Consider the following 17,883-nt stretch of genomic DNA (forward strand, 5'->3'; position numbering starts at 1 on the left):
GTAGGCTAATCTTATGCCTTGCCGAGACGCTTGCGCAGTTCAGCATTCTCGGCGCGAAGCCTCGCAGCCAGCTCTTTGCGCAGCTTCAAGTTTTCAGCTTCCAGCGCCACAAGCGCCTTCAGATCGTCGCCCGCAGATGGCTGGACCGTTACCGGTGCCGCAGTTTTTCCAGCAGCGTTTTTCCAGTTGTAATAGGTCTGTTCGCTGACTTCGGCCTGCTGCAAAACGGCTTTCAGCGTGGTCTCGCCGCTCTTCATCGCCTTTGCGACAGAAGCGAGAATGGAAGCGCGTTCAGCCGGGGAATATCGCTTCCTCGTGCCAGCGATAGGCGTTGCGGCAGTTACATCCGCCTTGGTTGCCTTCGCAACGGGCTGTGCGACCTTCGCTTTAGGCTCAGCTTTCTTGCGTGTTTTTGGCTTGGCACCAGCAGACTTCTCTACGAAGTACGGCTTGAGATTGGCGCGAATGCGATCCAGAACCGTCTCACCAGCCAGATCAGGTTCAAAAGTCTTGCCGGTGATCTGTTCGTAGGCCTGAATATAGACCTTCGACGTCTGTTCGATCAGATCAAGCGGAATTTCCGGGATCGGGTCCTTGTAAGGATCGCAACGCTCGGTGACCCAGGCGCGCACAAAATCCTTGTCAAAGCTTGCAGGACGGCTGCCTGCCGCAAAGCTCTCTTCATAACTGTCGGCAATCCAGTATCGGCTTGAATCCGGTGTGTGGATTTCATCGGCAAGAATGATGCGACCGTCGGCGTCTGTCCCAAACTCGTATTTGGTGTCGACGAGGATCAACCCGCGCTCAGCCGCACGCGCCTGTCCACGCTCGAAAAGCGCCAGCGCATAACGCGACACTGTTTCCCACTGTTCGGCCGTCAGCAGCCCCTGTTCAAGGATTTCCTCACCGGAAAGGGGCTCATCATGTCCGCCGTCGAAGGCCTTGCTTGTCGGCGTGATGATCGGATGCGGCAGCTTTTCATTGTCCCTGAGACCATCAGGTAATGTAACGCCATACATCTGGCGCTCACCCTTGCGGTATTTCGTGAGGATCGACGTGCTAGTCGTTCCAGCAAGATAACCGCGGACAACCACCTCAACCGGCAGAATGTTCAACCGCGTGCCGATGACGACATTCGGATCCGGATAAGCCAGAACATGGTTCGGGCAGATATCAGCCGTTTCCTCGAACCAATAGGACGCAGTTTGCGTCAAAACCTGACCTTTGAACGGGATCGACGTCAAAATGACATCGAAGGCGCTCAGCCGATCAGTCGAGATGATGATACGGCTGCCGTCTGGCAGGTCGTAGTTCTCACGAACCTTGCCGTTGTAGCGGTTCGGCAGTTCCGGGATGTCAGCGCTGGGGAGAATGCGCAAAGTGCTCATTGGCAGAGGCTTCCGCTGTTGGTTCCGTCTGCCCTTCCGCTTAAACGCGCAAGTGGCTGCCCGTCAAGGATGAAGTCGCCCCGAATGCCAACTCAGCACTTTGCTCCCGGCTGTGCTTGCTCGCCTTGCATACGCTCTCCCCAGTCACGCATACTGATCAATATAGGCGCCAGAGAGTGGCCAAGGCCAGTCAGCTCATATTCCACCTTCGGCGGCACTTCCGGAAAAACCGTGCGATTTATGATCCCATCCGCCTCCAGTTCCCGGAGTTGCAAAGTCAGCATCCTTGGCGTCGCCGCCGGGACAAGCCTGCAAAGCGCATTGAAGCGCAGCTTTCCTTTCAGCAGATGGAAGAGGATAACCGGCTTCCACACGCCGCCAATAACCGACAGCGTTGCTTCTACCGCGCAGCCTGTTTTGCTGACACTGCGACGCTTGCCGCGCGCCCTGACACTATCATCCATGATACTACATGCCAAATTTGTACGTACTTTTTCAAAGATCAATATAGGCCTATTTGTTCCGGCATTAAAGGAGACAATGCCGTGCAAAGTTACATTCTAACTGGAAACGAAAATCCACGCCTCAAACTGGTTGAAAAGCAGGATCGCAAGCCCGGTCGCGGAGAGATTGCAGTCGATTTGCGCGCTGCATCGTTGAACTATCGCGATCTCATTGTCGCGAAGCGTACCAAAGACAGCATTCCCTTGTCCGATGGAGCGGGCGTGGTGTCGGCCATCGGAGAAGGCGTGACCGATTACGCCATCGGTGATCGCGTGGTCATCGGCTTCATGCCTGAATGGGTGGAAGGCCCCTTTTCTGAGGCCAAGAAGGCCTCAAGCCTTGGCGGGAATATTGTCGATGGCGTGTTGAGCGAGCGCATCGTCGTACCGGCAACTGGCGTCGTGCGGATACCGGACTCGATGACATTTGAAGAAGCCTCAACGCTCCCGTGTGCGGGTGTCACGGCATGGTCGGCGCTTTTTGAAAGAAGACCGGTTCAGCCCGGTGAAACCGTATTGCTCCTCGGCACAGGCGGCGTGGCGATCTTTGCATTGCAGCTTGCCAAAATGGCAGGTGCCCGGGTCATTATTACATCGAGTTCCGACAAAAAACTGGAGCGGGCCAAAAAGCTCGGCGCTGACCACGTTATCAACTATCAAACATTTCCGGATTGGGAAAATGAAGTCCTGCGGCTGACGGGCAATATGGGCGTTGATCTGGCCGTCGACCCAGCGGGTCCGACAACGCTGAACAAGACCCTAAAGGCAACCCGCTTTGACGGACGCATATCGCTTATGGGTGTCCTGACGGGGTTCGATGGCCCCATTGAAACGGTCGCAATTCTTGAAAAGAGGATCACCCTGCAGGGCATTTATGTCGGTCCGGTATCGACGCTTGCGTCCCTTGTTCGCACCGGTATCAAGCCGCAGATCGACAAGGTCTATCCGTTCAGCCAGGCTGAAGACGCTTATAATGCGCTCCAAGGCGCGGGGCATTTTGGAAAGCTGGTCATCAAGATCGGACAGTAGAGTTGCAGCCACTGGGGCCTGAACGGCCCCGGACCAATATTCGACATCACCATTATACGGCGCATTCCGCATAATGGTGATGTTTGTCTGGATTATTTCGACGCTGCCTTGGCTCCAGCCTGCAGATCGGAGAGATTGGCAACAATCCCAGCCGCTTCGGTTTGCAGAACATCCTTGGCGTTTTTGCGAGTCTTCTCAATGGCAATATCCGCGCTCAGGCTCCGCTCATTGGACTGAAGACCGTCATCGGGGCTGCTGCTCAAACCGTCATCAGACTTCTTGCGCGACTTCAGACGGTTTTCCTCCGCCGTCATCTCATTGCGGCGTTCGGTTTCATTGAGAGAAAGTTCGGTCTTTTCGCGCTGTGCTTTCAGCACCGCGATATCTTCCACAAACTGCTGGAATTCAGGATCATCCTTTACGCGGACATCATGAAGGCTCTGCAGCTGTGGCAATACCGACTTGATATCGCCAAGACGTTTGTATTTTGCCGGTTTGACTTCACTCCACGGCAAGGCATTGTCGAAGCTCGACTCGCCAACGGTCTTAAGATCGAAGAGTCCGGGCAGGCTGATATCCGGCGTGACACCACGCAACTGCGTCGTGCCTCCATTCACCCGGAAAAACTGGGCGATTGTCAGTTTCAGCTCACCGAATTTCGGTTCGGGATTATGCGCAACCTCGTCAAGATTAACCACAGTTTGCACTGTGCCTTTGCCAAAGCTCGGTTCGCCGATAATCACGCCCCGGCCATAATCCTGGATCGCAGCGGCAAAAATCTCCGAAGCCGAAGCCGAACCGCGATTGATCAACACGCCAAGCGGCCCTTGCCATGCAGGCGTCGGAAGATCGTCGCTTTCAACCTTGACCTTGCCGTTTGCGTTGCGCTGCTGGACCACTGGTCCCTTCCCAACGAAGAGACCGGTCAGCTCAATGGCTTCCGACAGTGAACCGCCGCCATTGTTCCGAAGATCGAACAGGATGCCGTCGACTTTATCCTGCTTCAACTCGGTGATGAGCTTTGCGACATCGCGGCTGGCGCTGCGATAATCTTTGTCACCTTTTCTCCGAGCTTCAATATCCTCATAGAAAGCGGGCAAAGTGATAACGCCGATTTTGCGGGTAGCATTGCCGTCTTTGACATCAAGAACCGATTTCTGCGCAGCCTGCTTTTCAAGGCTGATCTTGTCGCGCACCAGACTGATGATCTGATGCTTCGCGTCCGGACCGGCATTGGCTGGCAAGATATCCAGACGCACCGTTGAGCCCTTGGCGCCACGGATCAACTGCACGACTTCATCGAGGCGCTGGCCGACCACTTCTTTCATTGGTCCGTTTTCATCTTGACCGACGCCCGTGATGCGATCGCCGACAGCGATCTTTCCTGACACCTGAGCCGGTCCACCGGCAACAAGCTCACGGATCGTGATGTAATCGTCCCTCTCCTGCAGTACCGCACCGATACCAACAAGAGAAAGCTTCATCGATATATCGAATTCGGCCGAAGCACTGGCGCCGAAATAATCCGTATGAGGATCAACGGACGTCGTATAGGCGGCCATAAACATCTGGAAAACATCGTCGCTTTTGTATTTGTAAATACGTTCGAGCGAGTTCTGATAGCGCTTTTCCAGCGTCTCACGGATGGAGGCATCGTCTTTGCCTGCCAGCTTCAGGCGCAGCCAGTCATTCTTGACCCGCTTGCGCCAGAGATCCTTGCTTTCTTCGTCGGTCGCGGGCCATGGTGCCTTGTCACGCATAAGCGGATAGCTTTCCTGCTCGCTGAAATCAAACTTCGTGCTGAGCAGACTACGCGCATAGGTCATGCGGTCGGTGATGCGCTTTTCATAGATGTTGAAGATAGAAAACGGGATGCTCAGGTTTTCCTGCTTGATCGCGTCGTCGATCTTGGACTTGTCGGCCATGAAGCCATCAACGTCTGATTTAAGGAAGATAAGCCGATCCGGGTCGAGCGATTTGATAAACCGGTCCATGATCTTGGCCGACAGAGCGTCGTTAAGCGGCACAGGCTTATAATGAAAACGCGTCAGAAATTCTGCGGTCAGATGGGCGGCTTCAACCTGCTGCGGTTGCGGCTCGAGCGCTGGCGGCGAGGCAGCCTCCAAAGCGAGTGCAGGTGAAACGGTTGCCAGAAAGAGGCAAAAGGAACCAAATTTTAGACGTTTCAAGAGTTGACCTGTTGTTCAGCGCGAAAATAATTGATTTCAATCTATGTGGAGCAATTATGGTTTTTTGGCAACCGGACTTCGGTTGCTCAGGCCACGCAACCGAAGTCTTGCTAGTTAAAAGCAGCTAGCGCGCTTTCAAAATGCATATGTAATTATTGTTTATTCTGGCGAAATCTTCGCCTTGTCCCAACGTTATCAGGCTGGCTTCAGTAAATCCGCGCATTGCGTTCATATTTCTGTGAGGCGGATATCAGGCCAGACATCCAGGTTTTCGCGTCACAAACGAACATCGATCAGCATTGGTCCGTCTTTGGACAAAGCCGTTTTCAGCGCCGCTGCGAGAGCAGCATTGTGTGAAACCGATACGGCATCCACGCCAAAACCACGGGCCAGAGAAACCCAGTCAAGTTCGGGCTTGTCGAGGCTCATCATATCCCGCGCCGTCTCGCCGGGCTTTGCGCCAACTTTGGCATATTCACCGAGCAGGATCGCATAGGACCGGTTGTTGAGAAGGAGCGTTGTGACCGGCAGGTTCTCGCGCGCCTGTGTCCACAGGGCTTGCAATGTATAGGCTGCGGAACCATCCGCCTGCAAGGCGATCACGCGCCGATCAGGTTCTCCCATAGCTTGCGCGCCGATAGCTGCGCCCGTAGCGAGGGGAATTCCGCCACCGATTGCGCCACCGGTGACCGACAGCCAATCGCATGGTGCGGCTGACGACATAACCGCCTCAAACCCACCGCCGGAGGTCAATGCCTCATTAATAACAATTGCATATTCCGGCAGTTGCGAAGCGACGATTTGAGCCAGGGTCTCCGGCGATATCGGACCCGTTTCAGGGCTAGGCAATTGTTGACTTTCAACAGGCACGTCTATGGGACTGGCATTTATGCGAGACGCGAGCGCCACGAGTGCGCCATGTGCATCTTCGCCGGGCGTGCACAACGTCAAGACTTCAGCATCTTCTCGATGAGTGAGACTTGGCAAACCCGGATAGCGGAAGAACCCGACCGGCGGCGGACAGCTCACCAGAATAACGATGTCATACGGTTCGAGAGTGCGCACGGCATCTGCGACCGAATAGGGTACGGCTGGCAGGTTCAGACGTCCCCGTCCTTTGGGTTGTCGCGCAATCATCGGACTTCCCATCAATGCGGCGCCACTCTTGACGGAAATTCCATGCAGCAACGGATGGAGATCAGCGCTTAGTCCCGCAGTGCCGAGCAATATGAGCGCCCTTTTTCCCGAGCCAAGGGCCTTGGCAACCTTATCGACGGCCTCGTCAACAAATGGCTCAGCTTTTCCGGCAGTATAATCTCGAGCGATCACACCGCCTTTGCTCCACGAGACATCTGCCGGAAGCACAAGCGAAGCGATTTTGCCATTCCCGGACGAAGCGGCAGCCAAACCTGCCAATGTGTCGTCACCAATCTTCGCCGGATCGGTTCCAAAGCGGACCCACTGCGATGTACCGCCTGCCAGCGCCTCGACATTCGCAGTCAGCGGGCTGTCATAGGCGACATGATCCATCGCGTGATCGCCAACGATATTCAGCATGCCGCTGCCCGCGCGTTTTGCATTATGGATATTGGCGATGCCATTGGCATAACCCGGTCCACAATGAAGAAGCGTAACGGCTGGCCGCTGGGTCACACGATAATAGCCGTCAGCCATACCGGTAACCGTGTTCTCCTGCAGCCCCAGCACACACCGGATACCGGGAATGGTATCGAGCGCGGCAACAAAATGCATTTCACTGGTACCGGGATTGGCAAAACATGTATCGACTTTTCCCTTAACAAGGGTGTGCACGAGAGCCTCGGCTCCGGTTAAGCTATTATCGGTCATGTGTCCTCCAATCCCAGATTACAGTATCCCGTCATAAGCGTGGGGCTTTGGTCAAGCCCCGACTGTCTCAACAATAAGTGCATCCACCGCGACAGCACCATCAGGTCCCACCATCAACGGATTAACGTCGAGTTCAAGCAAGGTTTTATGGTGCTGGTCGGCATAGCTTGCGATTGCCATGATTGCATCCACAACCGCATCGAGATCGGCCTTTGGCTGCCCGCGAAAACCGTCAAGCAGACTGAAGCTTTTCAGGTTTCGGAGCGCCGAACTCACTTCATCCCGTGTGACCGGGAGAAGCAGGGTGGCAGCATCCTTGAGCAGTTCCACAAGAATACCACCTGCGCCAATCACCAAAACCTGACCGAATAGCGGATCCCTTTTGACGCCGACAATCAGCTCGGCAAGAGGCGCAGACTGCATCGGCTCAAGCAGGAAGTTTTCAAGCCTAATCGACTGATCGTGACGTTCAACGGACGCAACCATCTTCTCGGCAGCGATAATCGCGTCTGCGCGAGACCTGATGTTCAGTGCAACGCCGCCAACTTCGGTCTTGTGTGCCAGTTTTTCATGCAGCACTTTCAACACGACTGGCTTGTCAAAATGTTCAGGGAGCGTGTGTATTTCTGGAAGTGAAACGACGCGCCCAGCCGGTATGGGCAACCCAAAGGCGCTCAGCCGCCGCTTGGATTCCGCTTCATGCACAACCCTAGCATCGGCATCCGAAGACATCTTTCTGGCTCGCGACGGCACCGGATTTCTCTCGCATCCGGTCGCAACGTCGTTTGCGATCATTCCGCAATACCCGGCCCACAAAGCAATAACGCGAGCCGCGTCATGCAAGCCGTTCAAAGGCACAATTCCCTGCTCGATGAGCATGGCGGCATCTTCCGGAGGGATACTCTCAGTATTGACCGATGCGTGAAAGACCGGCTTGCCGGTTGCACGTCCCGCCGCAGCCAAAGCGCGATCCATCGCCTGATGGGCTGATTTGTCTTTGTAGGGTGATCCGACGGGCGGATAATCGATCACGAGAATTCCGGCGTCGACGTCAGCTTCCAGCATCGTTGTAAACATCGGGGTCAACAACGGCTCGCTACCCCAGTAACCGGCTGTAAAGTCGAGCGGATTGGAAACATGCCCGAAATCCGGCAACATCGGCTTGATCGTATCGACCTGATGCTTGTTCGGTTGCGGCAATTTCAAGCCTGAGAAAGAGCAATAGTCCGCTGCAAGGCCGTTGTCACCGCCCGAACTTGAGAACACCGTGACCCGACCGCCGCCCAAAGGTTCGCAGATCGAAGCGAGTTTCATCATCTCCAGGAACTGTGGAACCGTATCAGTCTCCAGCACGCCCAGCTTTTTGAAAAGCGCTTCATAATACTCATTTTGCCCCGCCAGCGAGCTGGTATGGCTAGCCGCCATAACCGCGCCGAGTTCCGACCGGCCAGACCTGTAAACAATCACCGGTATCTTGTGTGACCGCGCTCGCAGGCAGGCCCGCGAAAAGGCCTCCACATCGCGGATTCCTTCCATAAACAGGCCAAGACAGGTGACATTGGGATCATCGATCAGGCAGTCAATATAGTCTTCAAACCCGAGGACAGCCTGATTACCCGCGCTGATAAGATAGGAATAAGGGACCGAACGGCTGTTCGACACCAGATGCCCGGTCACATTGCCGCTTTGAGAAATGACGGCTGCACCGCGACCGCCTTTAAGCTGCGGATAAAGAGCTGGCCAGATGCTGCCGTGATTGACGTAGTTGACCAGGCCATAGCAATTGGGACCAACCACAGCCATGTCACCAGACGCTTCAATGAAAGCCTCATGACGTGCCATGCCTGCTTCGCCGATCTCTGAGAAGCCAGAAGCATAACAAACGACACCCCCGGCCTTGAGCGCTTCCAGTTGCCGCAACGCGATAATCGTAGCGTCAGCATTCACAGCCAGAAAGACCGCATCGGGAGAAACAGGCAGATCGGCAATCGATGCGACGCATGGATATCCCGCAATCTCGCTGCGCTTAGGATTGACTACATAAACCTCGCCTGCGAAGTCCTGCTCGCGCAAGGTTTTCAGGGTCGATTCAACCTGACCGCCCCCAATGAAAGCCATGGTCTTTGGCGCCAGCAATCGCCTGAAATTCTCTCTCAACGCTGGGCGCACGAATCCATCCTGCGCAAGCGCATGGGTTTTTAGCATTCTTTCCTCCCGTGAACGCTCCCCTATCGCCTCCGCGACATATCAGTGATCGTCGGATTGGATGGGATAGGTATTAAATCTCTTTGGCAACGGTGCCGATGTTGGAAACTCATCCACCCCGAAGTCCGGCCTCAACGGATAGTCTTCCGGCTTTTCGCCGAACAAACCGCAAAGCCATTTGCGAAGGATGATGCAGCATTCCTCATCCGTGTAGGTCTGTTCCATGACACGGCCAAGCCACAAACCATCTGCCAGCTGGGTCAGTGTGATAGCTTCCAGCCGCACGTCAATCTCCATACCCTTGTCATGGGCGACGGCCAGCAGCCGGCGTTCGATGAACGACCGATACTTCCCCCACAGACTGCGATGGAGCGCGAGTATCTCAGGCACCACCCAGGCCGCGCTCATGTAATGGATCAGCAATGGGTGATACCCGATATCGCGAAGAAACGGGCCGGAGGCTGCAAAAATCAGCCGTTGGAAGTTACCAGTGGTGGTCGATGTCATCAGATGACGATAAAAATCATCCGCATTTTGAAGATAATAGCGATGAGCAGCCGTCAGCAAATCCTCTTTGCTGGCAAAGTAATGATTGATCAGTCCGCGCGAGAACCCGGATTCATCGCTGATCGTGTTAATCGTCGAATTCAGATATCCGTTCTTGATGATCGAATTCAACGCAGCAACGATCAGCTCCTGCTTCCTGATTTCATTCGTCTGCCGTGGTTTGCTCTGTCTTCTCATCAGCTACCTTCTAAAATACGGAATCCTGCGTCAATTATTGTCGATAAGGGCTCAGCAGATCCCTGGCGATAATATCCTGATGAACTTCCGACGTTCCTTCCCATATGCGCTCGATACGGGCATCACGCCAGAAGCGCTGTATCGGGAATTCTTCCATAAGTCCCATGCCGCCAAAGATTTGAACCGAATTGTCCGCGACCCGGAAAACCATCTCAGAGCAATAGTAATTGACCATCGAGGCTTCCGTCCGGTTCATCAATCCATTTTCGATCTTCCAGGCCGCCTCCTTCACCATCAGATCGCCCAGCCTAACATCTACAGCCATGTTGGCTATCTTGAAACCGACGCCCTGAAACTCGCCAATGGTCTTACCGAATGCCTTGCGCGTGCCCGCCCATTCCTTGCTCATCTCGAAGATGCGTTCCGCGCGCCCTACACAATGTGCTGACAAGGCAACGCGGCCGTCATAAAGCCATTCATTGGCCATATCAAAGCCTTTGCCTTCCTCGCCCAATATCTTGTCCTCATGCACGCGCACATCTTCAAGATACACCATGGTCGGATTGTAACCGCGTGTCACGATCGATTTCATCGGCTCAACACGGACACCCGGCAAAGACTTGTCGATAAGGAATGACGTAAACCTTTTCCGACGCCCGCGCTGTGTCTCGTCCACGCCGGTAACGGCTATCAGAATGATGAAATCAGCGATGTCAGCATGGGAGATAAATTGTTTGACCCCATTGATAACCCAGTGATCTCCCTCCTTCACCGCCTTGGTGGTGATACCCCGCGCGTCGGAACCAGCCCCCGGCTCCGTCAATGCGAAAGCATCCTTGCGCTCGCCCCGGATTGCAGGCTTCAGATATTCCTCAATCTGCTCGCCCTTGCATTTGAAGAGAATTCCCGTGACCCCGCGATTCATACACATTGTCAGCGCCGAACTGACCTTGCCGAGCACGCGCTCCGCCTGCATTTTCGTCTGCTTGTCGAGACCGGGACCGCCCCATTCTTCGGGCAGATTCATACCGGCAAAACCGGCATCCTCCGCCTTCTGTTTAATCTCGTCCTTTATCTCGTCGGGAACGTACCGTAACTCCTCAACGATGTTTTCATGCGGATAAAGTTCTCTTTTGCAGAACTCTTCCAGGGAGTCGATGAGCGCCTGCTGTTCGAAACTCAATGAAAAATCCATATTCTATCCCCCTCAGGCACCAATAAAGCGCGGCGCGCGACGTTCATTGGCCGCCGCCAAACCCTCTGCATGATCTTTCGTCTTCGCACAGATTTTCCCGGCCAGTACTTCCTCAAGCTGTTGATCGGACAGGCTGCGAAGATTGGATGCGTTGAGAAGCTTCTTCGCTTGCGCTATGGCGACCGTCGGACCGCTTGCGAGCTTTTGTGCAAATGCGAGCGTTTCGGCCCAAAGATTTTCAGGCGCACTGACATGACTGACCAGCCTGTTCTCCAGCGCCTTTTCTGCATTCCACAATTCGCCGGTATAGACGAAATGTTTGGCCGTCTCCAATCCGACAATTCTCGGCAAAAGCCAGGTTCCACCACAGTCGGGATTGTAACCCACATTGGTGTAGGAACAGATGAACTTGGCGCTCGTCGATGCATATCGAAAATCACAGGCAAGTGCCATATCGAGACCGGCACCAACAGCTGCCCCTTCAATCATTGCGATCACGGGCTTTGGCATGTCGTTGACCTGCTGGACAAGACGCAGCGACTCTTCCACCCAGTTCATATCCGGCCAGTCGGTCTTGCCGGCTGCCCATTCCTTGACGTCGGCTCCAGCAGAGAATGCGCCACCACGACCGGTCAAGATCAAGGCGCGCATATCGGCGTCCAATGCCGCCTCACGAAGAGCCCTCCGCAATTCAATTGTTAGGCCCATGCCAAGCGCGTTTCGTGCTTCCGGACGGTCGAGCGCAATCACCCCAACGGCACCATGCCGTTCGACTTTGATAAACTTAAACATTTTTCCCATTTCTGCCCTAGATTGGAGGGCACGTTCCGTTGTTATTGGTCCTCTAGCTTCCGCTCCATTGCGGCGCGCGTTTCTCCAGATAGGCGCGCTGCCCTTCGATCATGTCCTGCGATGTCAGCATTTTTTCGTATGTCGCGAGATCTGCCCTTCCATCGGCGCGCAGATGCATGGCGTCCCGCTCGGAAAAACCGTCCACAGCCCGCAAGGTCTCTTTCAGGGCTTGCTGTGCCAGTGGCGCTGTTCCGGCAATGTGTTGGGCAACCGACATGGCTGCGGCCATGAGCTCCTCTTTCGCCGTCACGCGATAGACAAGCCCCCAACGAAAGGCTTCCTGCGCACTCATCGGCATGCCAGTCCAGATCATCGCGGTTGCGACGTGGTAAGGAATACGGCGCGGCAAACGCTGAAGACCGCCACCATCTGGCAAAAGCCCGCGCTCCAGTTCGGGTAACTGGAAAAAGGCGCTTTCCGCAGCGATAAGCATGTCGCAGGCAAGGGCCAGTTCCAGCCCCCCACCAACGGCTGGACCATTGATGGCCGCAATAAGAGGCTTTTTCAAAGACCACAAGGTTGTAATGCCGCCAAAGCCGCCTTCCAGCGCGCCGGGACCGGATTGATCTTCGCGACCAGCCTCATTGAAATCGAGGCCAGCAGAAAAAGCTTTGTCAGATCCGCTTGTGAGAATACCAACGCGCAATTCCGGATCGTTTTGAAGATATAATGCTGCCTTTTCCAGGTGACGGCTTAATGTCCGGCAAATCGCATTGACCTTCGGCTTGACCATGCGGATCACGAGAACGGATCCCTCACGCTGCAACGAAAGATAGCCAGCGAACTCGACATTCAAGGTATCAATCATGGTTGAGCCCCCTTCTTTGCTGCTTTCAGACTGTAGAGATGCAGCAGCAATGGAGGCACCGAAGTCACAACCAACATCACTGTTGAAACAACCGCAAGGGTGGGGTCGACATCATCACGCAAGGTCGCAAATGTGACACGCGGTAGTGTGGACATAGGTCCGGACGCCACCATCAGGGAGATAATCAACTCGTCGAAGGATATCAGGAATGACAGAAGCATGGAGGTGATCACTGATAGCTTCAGTTGCGGCAATGTTACGGTCATAAAGGCCTTGAAACGATTGGCGCCAAGGCTACGCGCAACCATTTCCTGACTTTCATCATAGGCACTGAACCCGGCCGTCATTGTGAGGATGACAAAAGGCATAGCCACAACCGAATGACCCAATATCATGCCCAAGATCGTGTTGAGTATTCCGCCAATGCTCGCATAGACAAAGAATATTCCTATGGCGATTAGTATCGACGGCACGGCGAGCGGCGCGACCAAGGTGGTGCGGATGAGATTTTTCAGACCAAACCGGCCTTGATTGAGCGCATAGGAAGCTGCGACGCCGGTTATCGTTGCCAGCACCATGGTGCCCAATGCAACCCGCAGGGATACCCACAACGCATCAATCCATTTCTCCTGATGAAGAAAGGCATCATACCAGCGCAGCGACCATCCAGCGGGTGGAAATATCAGTGCGGTGCTGGAGCTAAAGGATACAGGGATGACAATCAGTGTGGGTGCAATCAGGAAGAAGATGACAGCGCCAACCAGAATGTAAAGCCAAAGTCGATCCCGATGAGAGATGTGAGATTCCATGATACCACCTCAACGACCGGACGAGAGCCAGCGCACAAGGACCAGACTGATCCACAGACACAGCGCCGTCATCGCAAGCAGAAGTACCGCAAGGGCTGCTGCGGGTCCCCAAGTTGGATAAAGCGAGATCGACTCTTCGATACGCTGTGCAATCAGCTTGACCTTCCCGCCGCCCAGCAATGCCGGAGTGATATAAAAGCCGAGGCACATGACGAAAACCATGACGGTGCCCGCAACAAGCCCAGGCATCGATAAAGGCAGGAATATACGGAAGAACGCATGGGTCGGCGATGAGCCGACATTCGCGGCAGCGCGCATCAGATTGGCATCAATTGTCTTCATCGACGCATAGAGCGGCAGCACCAGAAACGGCACCATGATATGCACCATACCGATGACGGTGCCTGTCGTGTTGTGCACGAGCGTGAGGGGCCGATCGATGACGCCAAGGAAGGCAAGCGTCTTGTTGACCACGCCGTTGCGCTGCAAAATGATGAGCCATGCAAAGGTGCGTACAAGTCCCGATGTCCAGAATGGAACCAGCACCAGAAGCATCAAAAGGCCTGCCCATTTGCTTGGCAGTATCGAGATCAGATAGGCGACTGGATAGCCTAGAAGCACACAGATGACCGTGACAATCAATGCAATCCGGAATGTGTTGAGAAACATCTCAACATAGGCTTCTTCCGAGAAAAAAAGCCGGTAATTTTCGAGGCTCATTTGGCCGGTCACATCGATGACAGACATGGAAAGCAACCAAACCAGCGGCGCCACCATCAAGACACCAACGATCAGTAGCGCAGGCGTTGTCAGGCCCAACATCGACCAGATTTCGTTCCGTCTTTCCCTATTCAAGAGGCGGCTGTTCTCATCAAGCTCACTGCTTGTTATCGGAGCTGCAATAACTGCATCCTTCATGACGAAGCCTCCGCCCGGACATAGCGTGTATCAGCCCTTTCAACACCGAGCGTCACACGCTCGCCAGCGCGCGGCAGGGAGCCGTGATTGTCTGACCGGTTCGCGACACGTGTGAAGACTTTGTGGCCGCCATCCAGCATGATTTCGAAGAGGAGGCACTCGCCTTGATAGATTGACGAGGTGACCAGCCCTTTGAAAATATTATCGCCGTTCTGCTCAGCGCGCGGTTCGTCAACGACAATCCGAAGATGTTCCGGACGCAACGACAGCAGAGCATCACCGCCGAGCCCAGACACGTCTCCGACAAAGCGCACAGGCTTGTTGTCGTAGCTGAAGCCATCAGGCGTTCTGTGCAAAGGCAAAAAGCTGGTTTCGCCGATGAATTCAGCAACGAAACGGCTGTCTGGCTTCTCATAGAGGTCTGACGGCGTTGCAATCTGCGCCAGTTTGCCATTGCAAAACACCGCGATCCGATCCGACATGGTCAGCGCCTCACGCTGATCATGAGTAACGGAGATGGTCGTCATACCAAGACGATCATGTAGTTTCCGAATTTCGATCTGCATCGTCTCGCGAAGCTGCTTGTCCAGTGCGGACAGAGGCTCATCCATGAGGAGAATGCGTGGTTCAAAGATTATGGCGCGCGCTAGTGCGATACGCTGACGCTGACCGCCAGACAGTTCATTGATCCGTCGTGCGCCATAACCGGACAACTGGACCATATCCAGAACCCGGTTCACACGCGTTTCAACGTCGCTCTTCGACACTTTGCGGAGACGCAGCGGATAGGCGACGTTTTCCTGAACCGACATATGCGGAAACAAAGCGTAGTTCTGAAACACCATGCCGATATTGCGCTTATGCGGCGGCAGGTGAATGATCTCCTGATCGGCAATACGGATCGATCCGGTAGTCGGCCTTGAAAAACCTGCAATCATCATCAGAAGGCTGGTCTTGCCGGAACCCGACGGACCGAGCAGGGTCAGGAATTCGCCCGCCTGAATGTTGAATGAGACATCATCAACCGCGCGAACTGATCCATAGTGCTTTGACAATGACCGGATCGTTACCGGTAGAGCCGTGATCGGTGAGTGAGGCATCTATATGTTCCATCTGACGACACCGCTTATTCCGGGCGTCGAACCGGTGAGAATAATGGGAGCCCGAAATGGACCAGCAGATGGTGCGGGCTCAAATAGCCCGCACCTTGGCTACCGGTCACTTCATCATGGTTGAATCCCATTTCGTCTGGGCTTCTTCACTGTGCTTTGCCCAATACGGCATATTGGTGATGAGCTGCTGCTTCAGGTTGTCACCGCTTGTAATGATCCTGGCGGCCTTCTCAGGTGATACCAGTCCCTGACGAAAAGCGTCCTGATTCATCGGACCGTATGAAATGTAATCGGGCAGACGCGCCTGATATTTCGGATCAAGCAAATGATTGATCAGACGCATCGCGCCTTCAGGATTTGGCGAGTTTTTTGGAATGACAAGACACTCGACATCCATCACCGCATCGGTAAGCTTATAGGTGTAAGGAGCACCCTCTTTGATTGCAGCATCAATACGGGCCGCCCAAATGGAGAGCATATCGACCTCTTCGGAGGTCGCAAGCTGTGTGGCCTGCGCGCCTGTCGCCCACTGGACCGCGATGTCGGGCTTCAGCTTTTGCCACTTCGCCATCGCGCGATCCATATCGATCGGATAGATATCCTTCTTGTCCACGCCATCCGCCATGAGCGCGATTTCCATATTCGTCGCGGGCGAATTGCCGGATATGGCCCGGCTACCCGGGAACTTTTTGACATCGAAGAAGTCGGTCCAGTTCTTGGGCGGATTGTCGCCATAGACATTTTTGTTATAGGCCAGAACCGTCGTATAAGCAGTAAAACCAACCCAATATTTGCTGCGCAAATGCTCTGGAATACCGGATGCGTTGGGAATCTTGGAATAATCCAGTGGGACGAGAAGATCTTCCGTCCCAGCCAGATCACAGAGACCGCCATAAAGCTCCGCAACGTCGATATCGACAGCCTTGGCGCGCACCTTTGTTCTGATGTCGCGTATACCGCCAGCCAACACGTAATCAACCACCGTCATGCCGTGATCCGCAGGCAGTTGGTCAAGAATGGCTTTGCGCACGCCTTCCTGATAGGCCCCGCCATAGGATGCATAGCTCACAGTCTCGTTGGCATATGCAGCACTGGCAAACATCGCGACTGCTGTCGCAATCATAATCCTGGTTTTCATTGTTCCTCCCATTTTGGCAATTGTCTTGCCAGATCATTTTGCTTTATGCGCTCACCCGAACCGTTCCTCCTCCAAGGCGTTTCGGGCGGCCTTCACCATCAATTGGAAAAGAGTTCCAGCCCTCCCTTCAACGCCGCACGACAATCAGAAACCATGCGCTCGATAAGCTCGCCGCAACTCGGGATATCATCAATCAACCCGATAGCCTGACTTGCCCAAACCAACCCGTCATCGATAGTGCCTGTTGAAAGTGCAGCTCGTCCGCGGCTACCCGACACGAGTGGTTGCACATCTGAAAACTCCGCGCCTCCTGCACGATGTTCGATAGTCACAACCTCATCAGAAACGGTGTTCTTCAGGACACGACCCGTATTGCGGAAAGTGCGGAAAATAAGATTGGTGTCGCGTTCACTCGCAGAAAGCAGGGCCTGCTTGATGTTGTCGTGGATCGGTGCTTCTTTGGTCGCGCAAAAGCGCGTTCCCATGTTCACGCCTTCCGCACCCAGCATCAAGGCCGCAGCCATACCTCGACCGTCTCCAATACCGCCGGAAGCGATCAATGGCACCCGAACCTGTCGTGCAGCAGCGGCGAAGAGTATCAAGCCGCCGATATCGTCTTCTCCGGGATGTCCCGCAGCTTCAAAACCGTCGATGGATACAGCATCAACCCCTGCACGTTCAGCAGAAAGCGCATGACGCACCGCCGTGCACTTATGAACCACGATAGCGCCGGCAGATTTGATCTTGGCGATAAACTCTTTGGGGCTTCGTCCGGCGGTCTCAATGATCTTGACACCGGAAGACAGTGCTACATCCAGATATTCTTCATAAGGCGGAGGCGACGTCGTCGGCAGGATCGTGAGATTGACACCAAATGGCTGGTCGGTCATCCGGCGGCAGCGCTCAATCTCAAGCGCCAGATCCTTTGGCGTCGGCTGAGTCAGCGCCGTCAGAATGCCAAGCCCACCGGCATTGGATACTGCCGATGCCAGCTCCGCTCTGCCTACCCACTGCATCCCTCCCTGGATGATTGGGTAACGCGTCTTCAGAAGCTCGGTAACGCGTGTCCTCACTCCATCCCCTCCTGCTGGAAAACTTGTTGAGTAAATCTTCAAATTCTGAGACTGTAAGTCAATACAAATATT

15 protein-coding genes and 1 pseudogene are annotated in these 17,883 nt (G+C 54.5%); 1 reads left to right on the top strand and 15 read right to left on the bottom strand.

The genetic code is table 11. The annotated features are described in order from the left end of the window. Positions 1-11: 11 nt before the first annotated feature. The 3 genes and pseudogenes from ACTJKP_RS10470 to ACTJKP_RS10480 form a co-directional block, all read right to left on the bottom strand. Positions 12-467, bottom strand: coding sequence for a transposase (locus tag ACTJKP_RS10470; RefSeq protein ID WP_440630670.1), 456 nt, complete (start codon positions 465-467; stop codon positions 12-14). After that, positions 441-1,379 (bottom strand): annotated as a pseudogene (locus ACTJKP_RS10475) (phosphoribosylaminoimidazolesuccinocarboxamide synthase); the annotation flags it as partial. The pseudogene ACTJKP_RS10475 and the gene ACTJKP_RS10470, both read right to left, overlap by 27 nt. A 101-nt stretch (positions 1,380-1,480) precedes the next feature. Further along, entirely contained in the window at positions 1,481-1,852 is a 372-nt protein-coding gene (locus tag ACTJKP_RS10480; RefSeq protein ID WP_138785711.1) for a winged helix-turn-helix transcriptional regulator, read from the bottom strand. Positions 1,853-1,933: 81 nt separating this feature from the next. Between ACTJKP_RS10480 and ACTJKP_RS10485 the strand changes: the two genes are divergently transcribed. Continuing rightward, positions 1,934-2,920 carry a zinc-dependent alcohol dehydrogenase family protein gene (locus ACTJKP_RS10485; protein ID WP_440630588.1) on the top strand — a complete coding sequence of 329 codons (987 nt, stop codon included), beginning with the start codon at positions 1,934-1,936 and terminating at the stop codon, positions 2,918-2,920. A gap of 92 nt (positions 2,921-3,012) precedes the next feature. On the opposite strand, the gene ACTJKP_RS10490 is transcribed toward ACTJKP_RS10485, so the two are convergent. The 12 genes from ACTJKP_RS10490 to ACTJKP_RS10545 all read right to left on the bottom strand — a co-directional run bounded on the left by ACTJKP_RS10490 (position 3,013) and on the right by ACTJKP_RS10545 (position 17,754). Then, on the bottom strand, positions 3,013-5,109 hold the full coding sequence (locus tag ACTJKP_RS10490) for a carboxy terminal-processing peptidase (protein ID WP_440630589.1): 2,097 nt from the start codon (positions 5,107-5,109) through the stop codon (positions 3,013-3,015). A 276-nt stretch (positions 5,110-5,385) separates the two neighbouring features. Further along, entirely contained in the window at positions 5,386-6,957 is a 1,572-nt protein-coding gene (locus tag ACTJKP_RS10495) for an acetolactate synthase large subunit (RefSeq protein WP_440630590.1), read from the bottom strand. A 51-nt stretch (positions 6,958-7,008) separates the two neighbouring features. Further along, positions 7,009-9,162, bottom strand: a complete 2,154-nt coding sequence (locus ACTJKP_RS10500) for an acetate--CoA ligase family protein (RefSeq protein WP_440630591.1) — start codon at positions 9,160-9,162, stop codon at positions 7,009-7,011. A gap of 42 nt (positions 9,163-9,204) precedes the next feature. After that, a complete protein-coding gene (locus tag ACTJKP_RS10505) occupies positions 9,205-9,906 on the bottom strand; it encodes a TetR/AcrR family transcriptional regulator (RefSeq protein WP_440630592.1) in 702 nt (233 codons plus the stop codon). 34 nt (positions 9,907-9,940) lie between these two features. Then, positions 9,941-11,101, bottom strand: a complete 1,161-nt coding sequence (locus tag ACTJKP_RS10510; protein WP_440630593.1) for an acyl-CoA dehydrogenase family protein — start codon at positions 11,099-11,101, stop codon at positions 9,941-9,943. A gap of 12 nt (positions 11,102-11,113) precedes the next feature. Continuing rightward, on the bottom strand, positions 11,114-11,893 hold the full coding sequence (locus ACTJKP_RS10515) for an enoyl-CoA hydratase/isomerase family protein (RefSeq protein WP_440630594.1): 780 nt from the start codon (positions 11,891-11,893) through the stop codon (positions 11,114-11,116). Positions 11,894-11,945: 52 nt separating this feature from the next. Continuing rightward, complete coding sequence (locus ACTJKP_RS10520; protein ID WP_440630595.1) at positions 11,946-12,761, bottom strand: enoyl-CoA hydratase-related protein; 816 nt, start codon at positions 12,759-12,761, stop codon at positions 11,946-11,948. Further along, positions 12,758-13,570, bottom strand: a complete 813-nt coding sequence (locus ACTJKP_RS10525; protein ID WP_440630596.1) for an ABC transporter permease — start codon at positions 13,568-13,570, stop codon at positions 12,758-12,760. The genes ACTJKP_RS10520 and ACTJKP_RS10525 overlap by 4 nt, the downstream gene beginning before the upstream one ends. Before the next feature lie 9 nt (positions 13,571-13,579). Continuing rightward, positions 13,580-14,488, bottom strand: coding sequence for an ABC transporter permease (locus ACTJKP_RS10530; RefSeq protein WP_440630597.1), 909 nt, complete (start codon positions 14,486-14,488; stop codon positions 13,580-13,582). Next, complete coding sequence (locus tag ACTJKP_RS10535; protein WP_440630598.1) at positions 14,485-15,588, bottom strand: ABC transporter ATP-binding protein; 1,104 nt, start codon at positions 15,586-15,588, stop codon at positions 14,485-14,487. The genes ACTJKP_RS10530 and ACTJKP_RS10535 overlap by 4 nt, the downstream gene beginning before the upstream one ends. Before the next feature lie 118 nt (positions 15,589-15,706). After that, positions 15,707-16,738, bottom strand: a complete 1,032-nt coding sequence (locus ACTJKP_RS10540) for an ABC transporter substrate-binding protein (RefSeq protein ID WP_078337212.1) — start codon at positions 16,736-16,738, stop codon at positions 15,707-15,709. 98 nt (positions 16,739-16,836) lie between these two features. Further along, positions 16,837-17,754 carry an NAD(P)H-dependent flavin oxidoreductase gene (locus tag ACTJKP_RS10545; protein ID WP_440630671.1) on the bottom strand — a complete coding sequence of 306 codons (918 nt, stop codon included), beginning with the start codon at positions 17,752-17,754 and terminating at the stop codon, positions 16,837-16,839. Positions 17,755-17,883 lie beyond the last annotated feature (129 nt).

This window comes from Brucella sp. 22210, assembly GCF_052045675.1.
GTDB lineage: Bacteria > Pseudomonadota > Alphaproteobacteria > Rhizobiales > Rhizobiaceae > Brucella.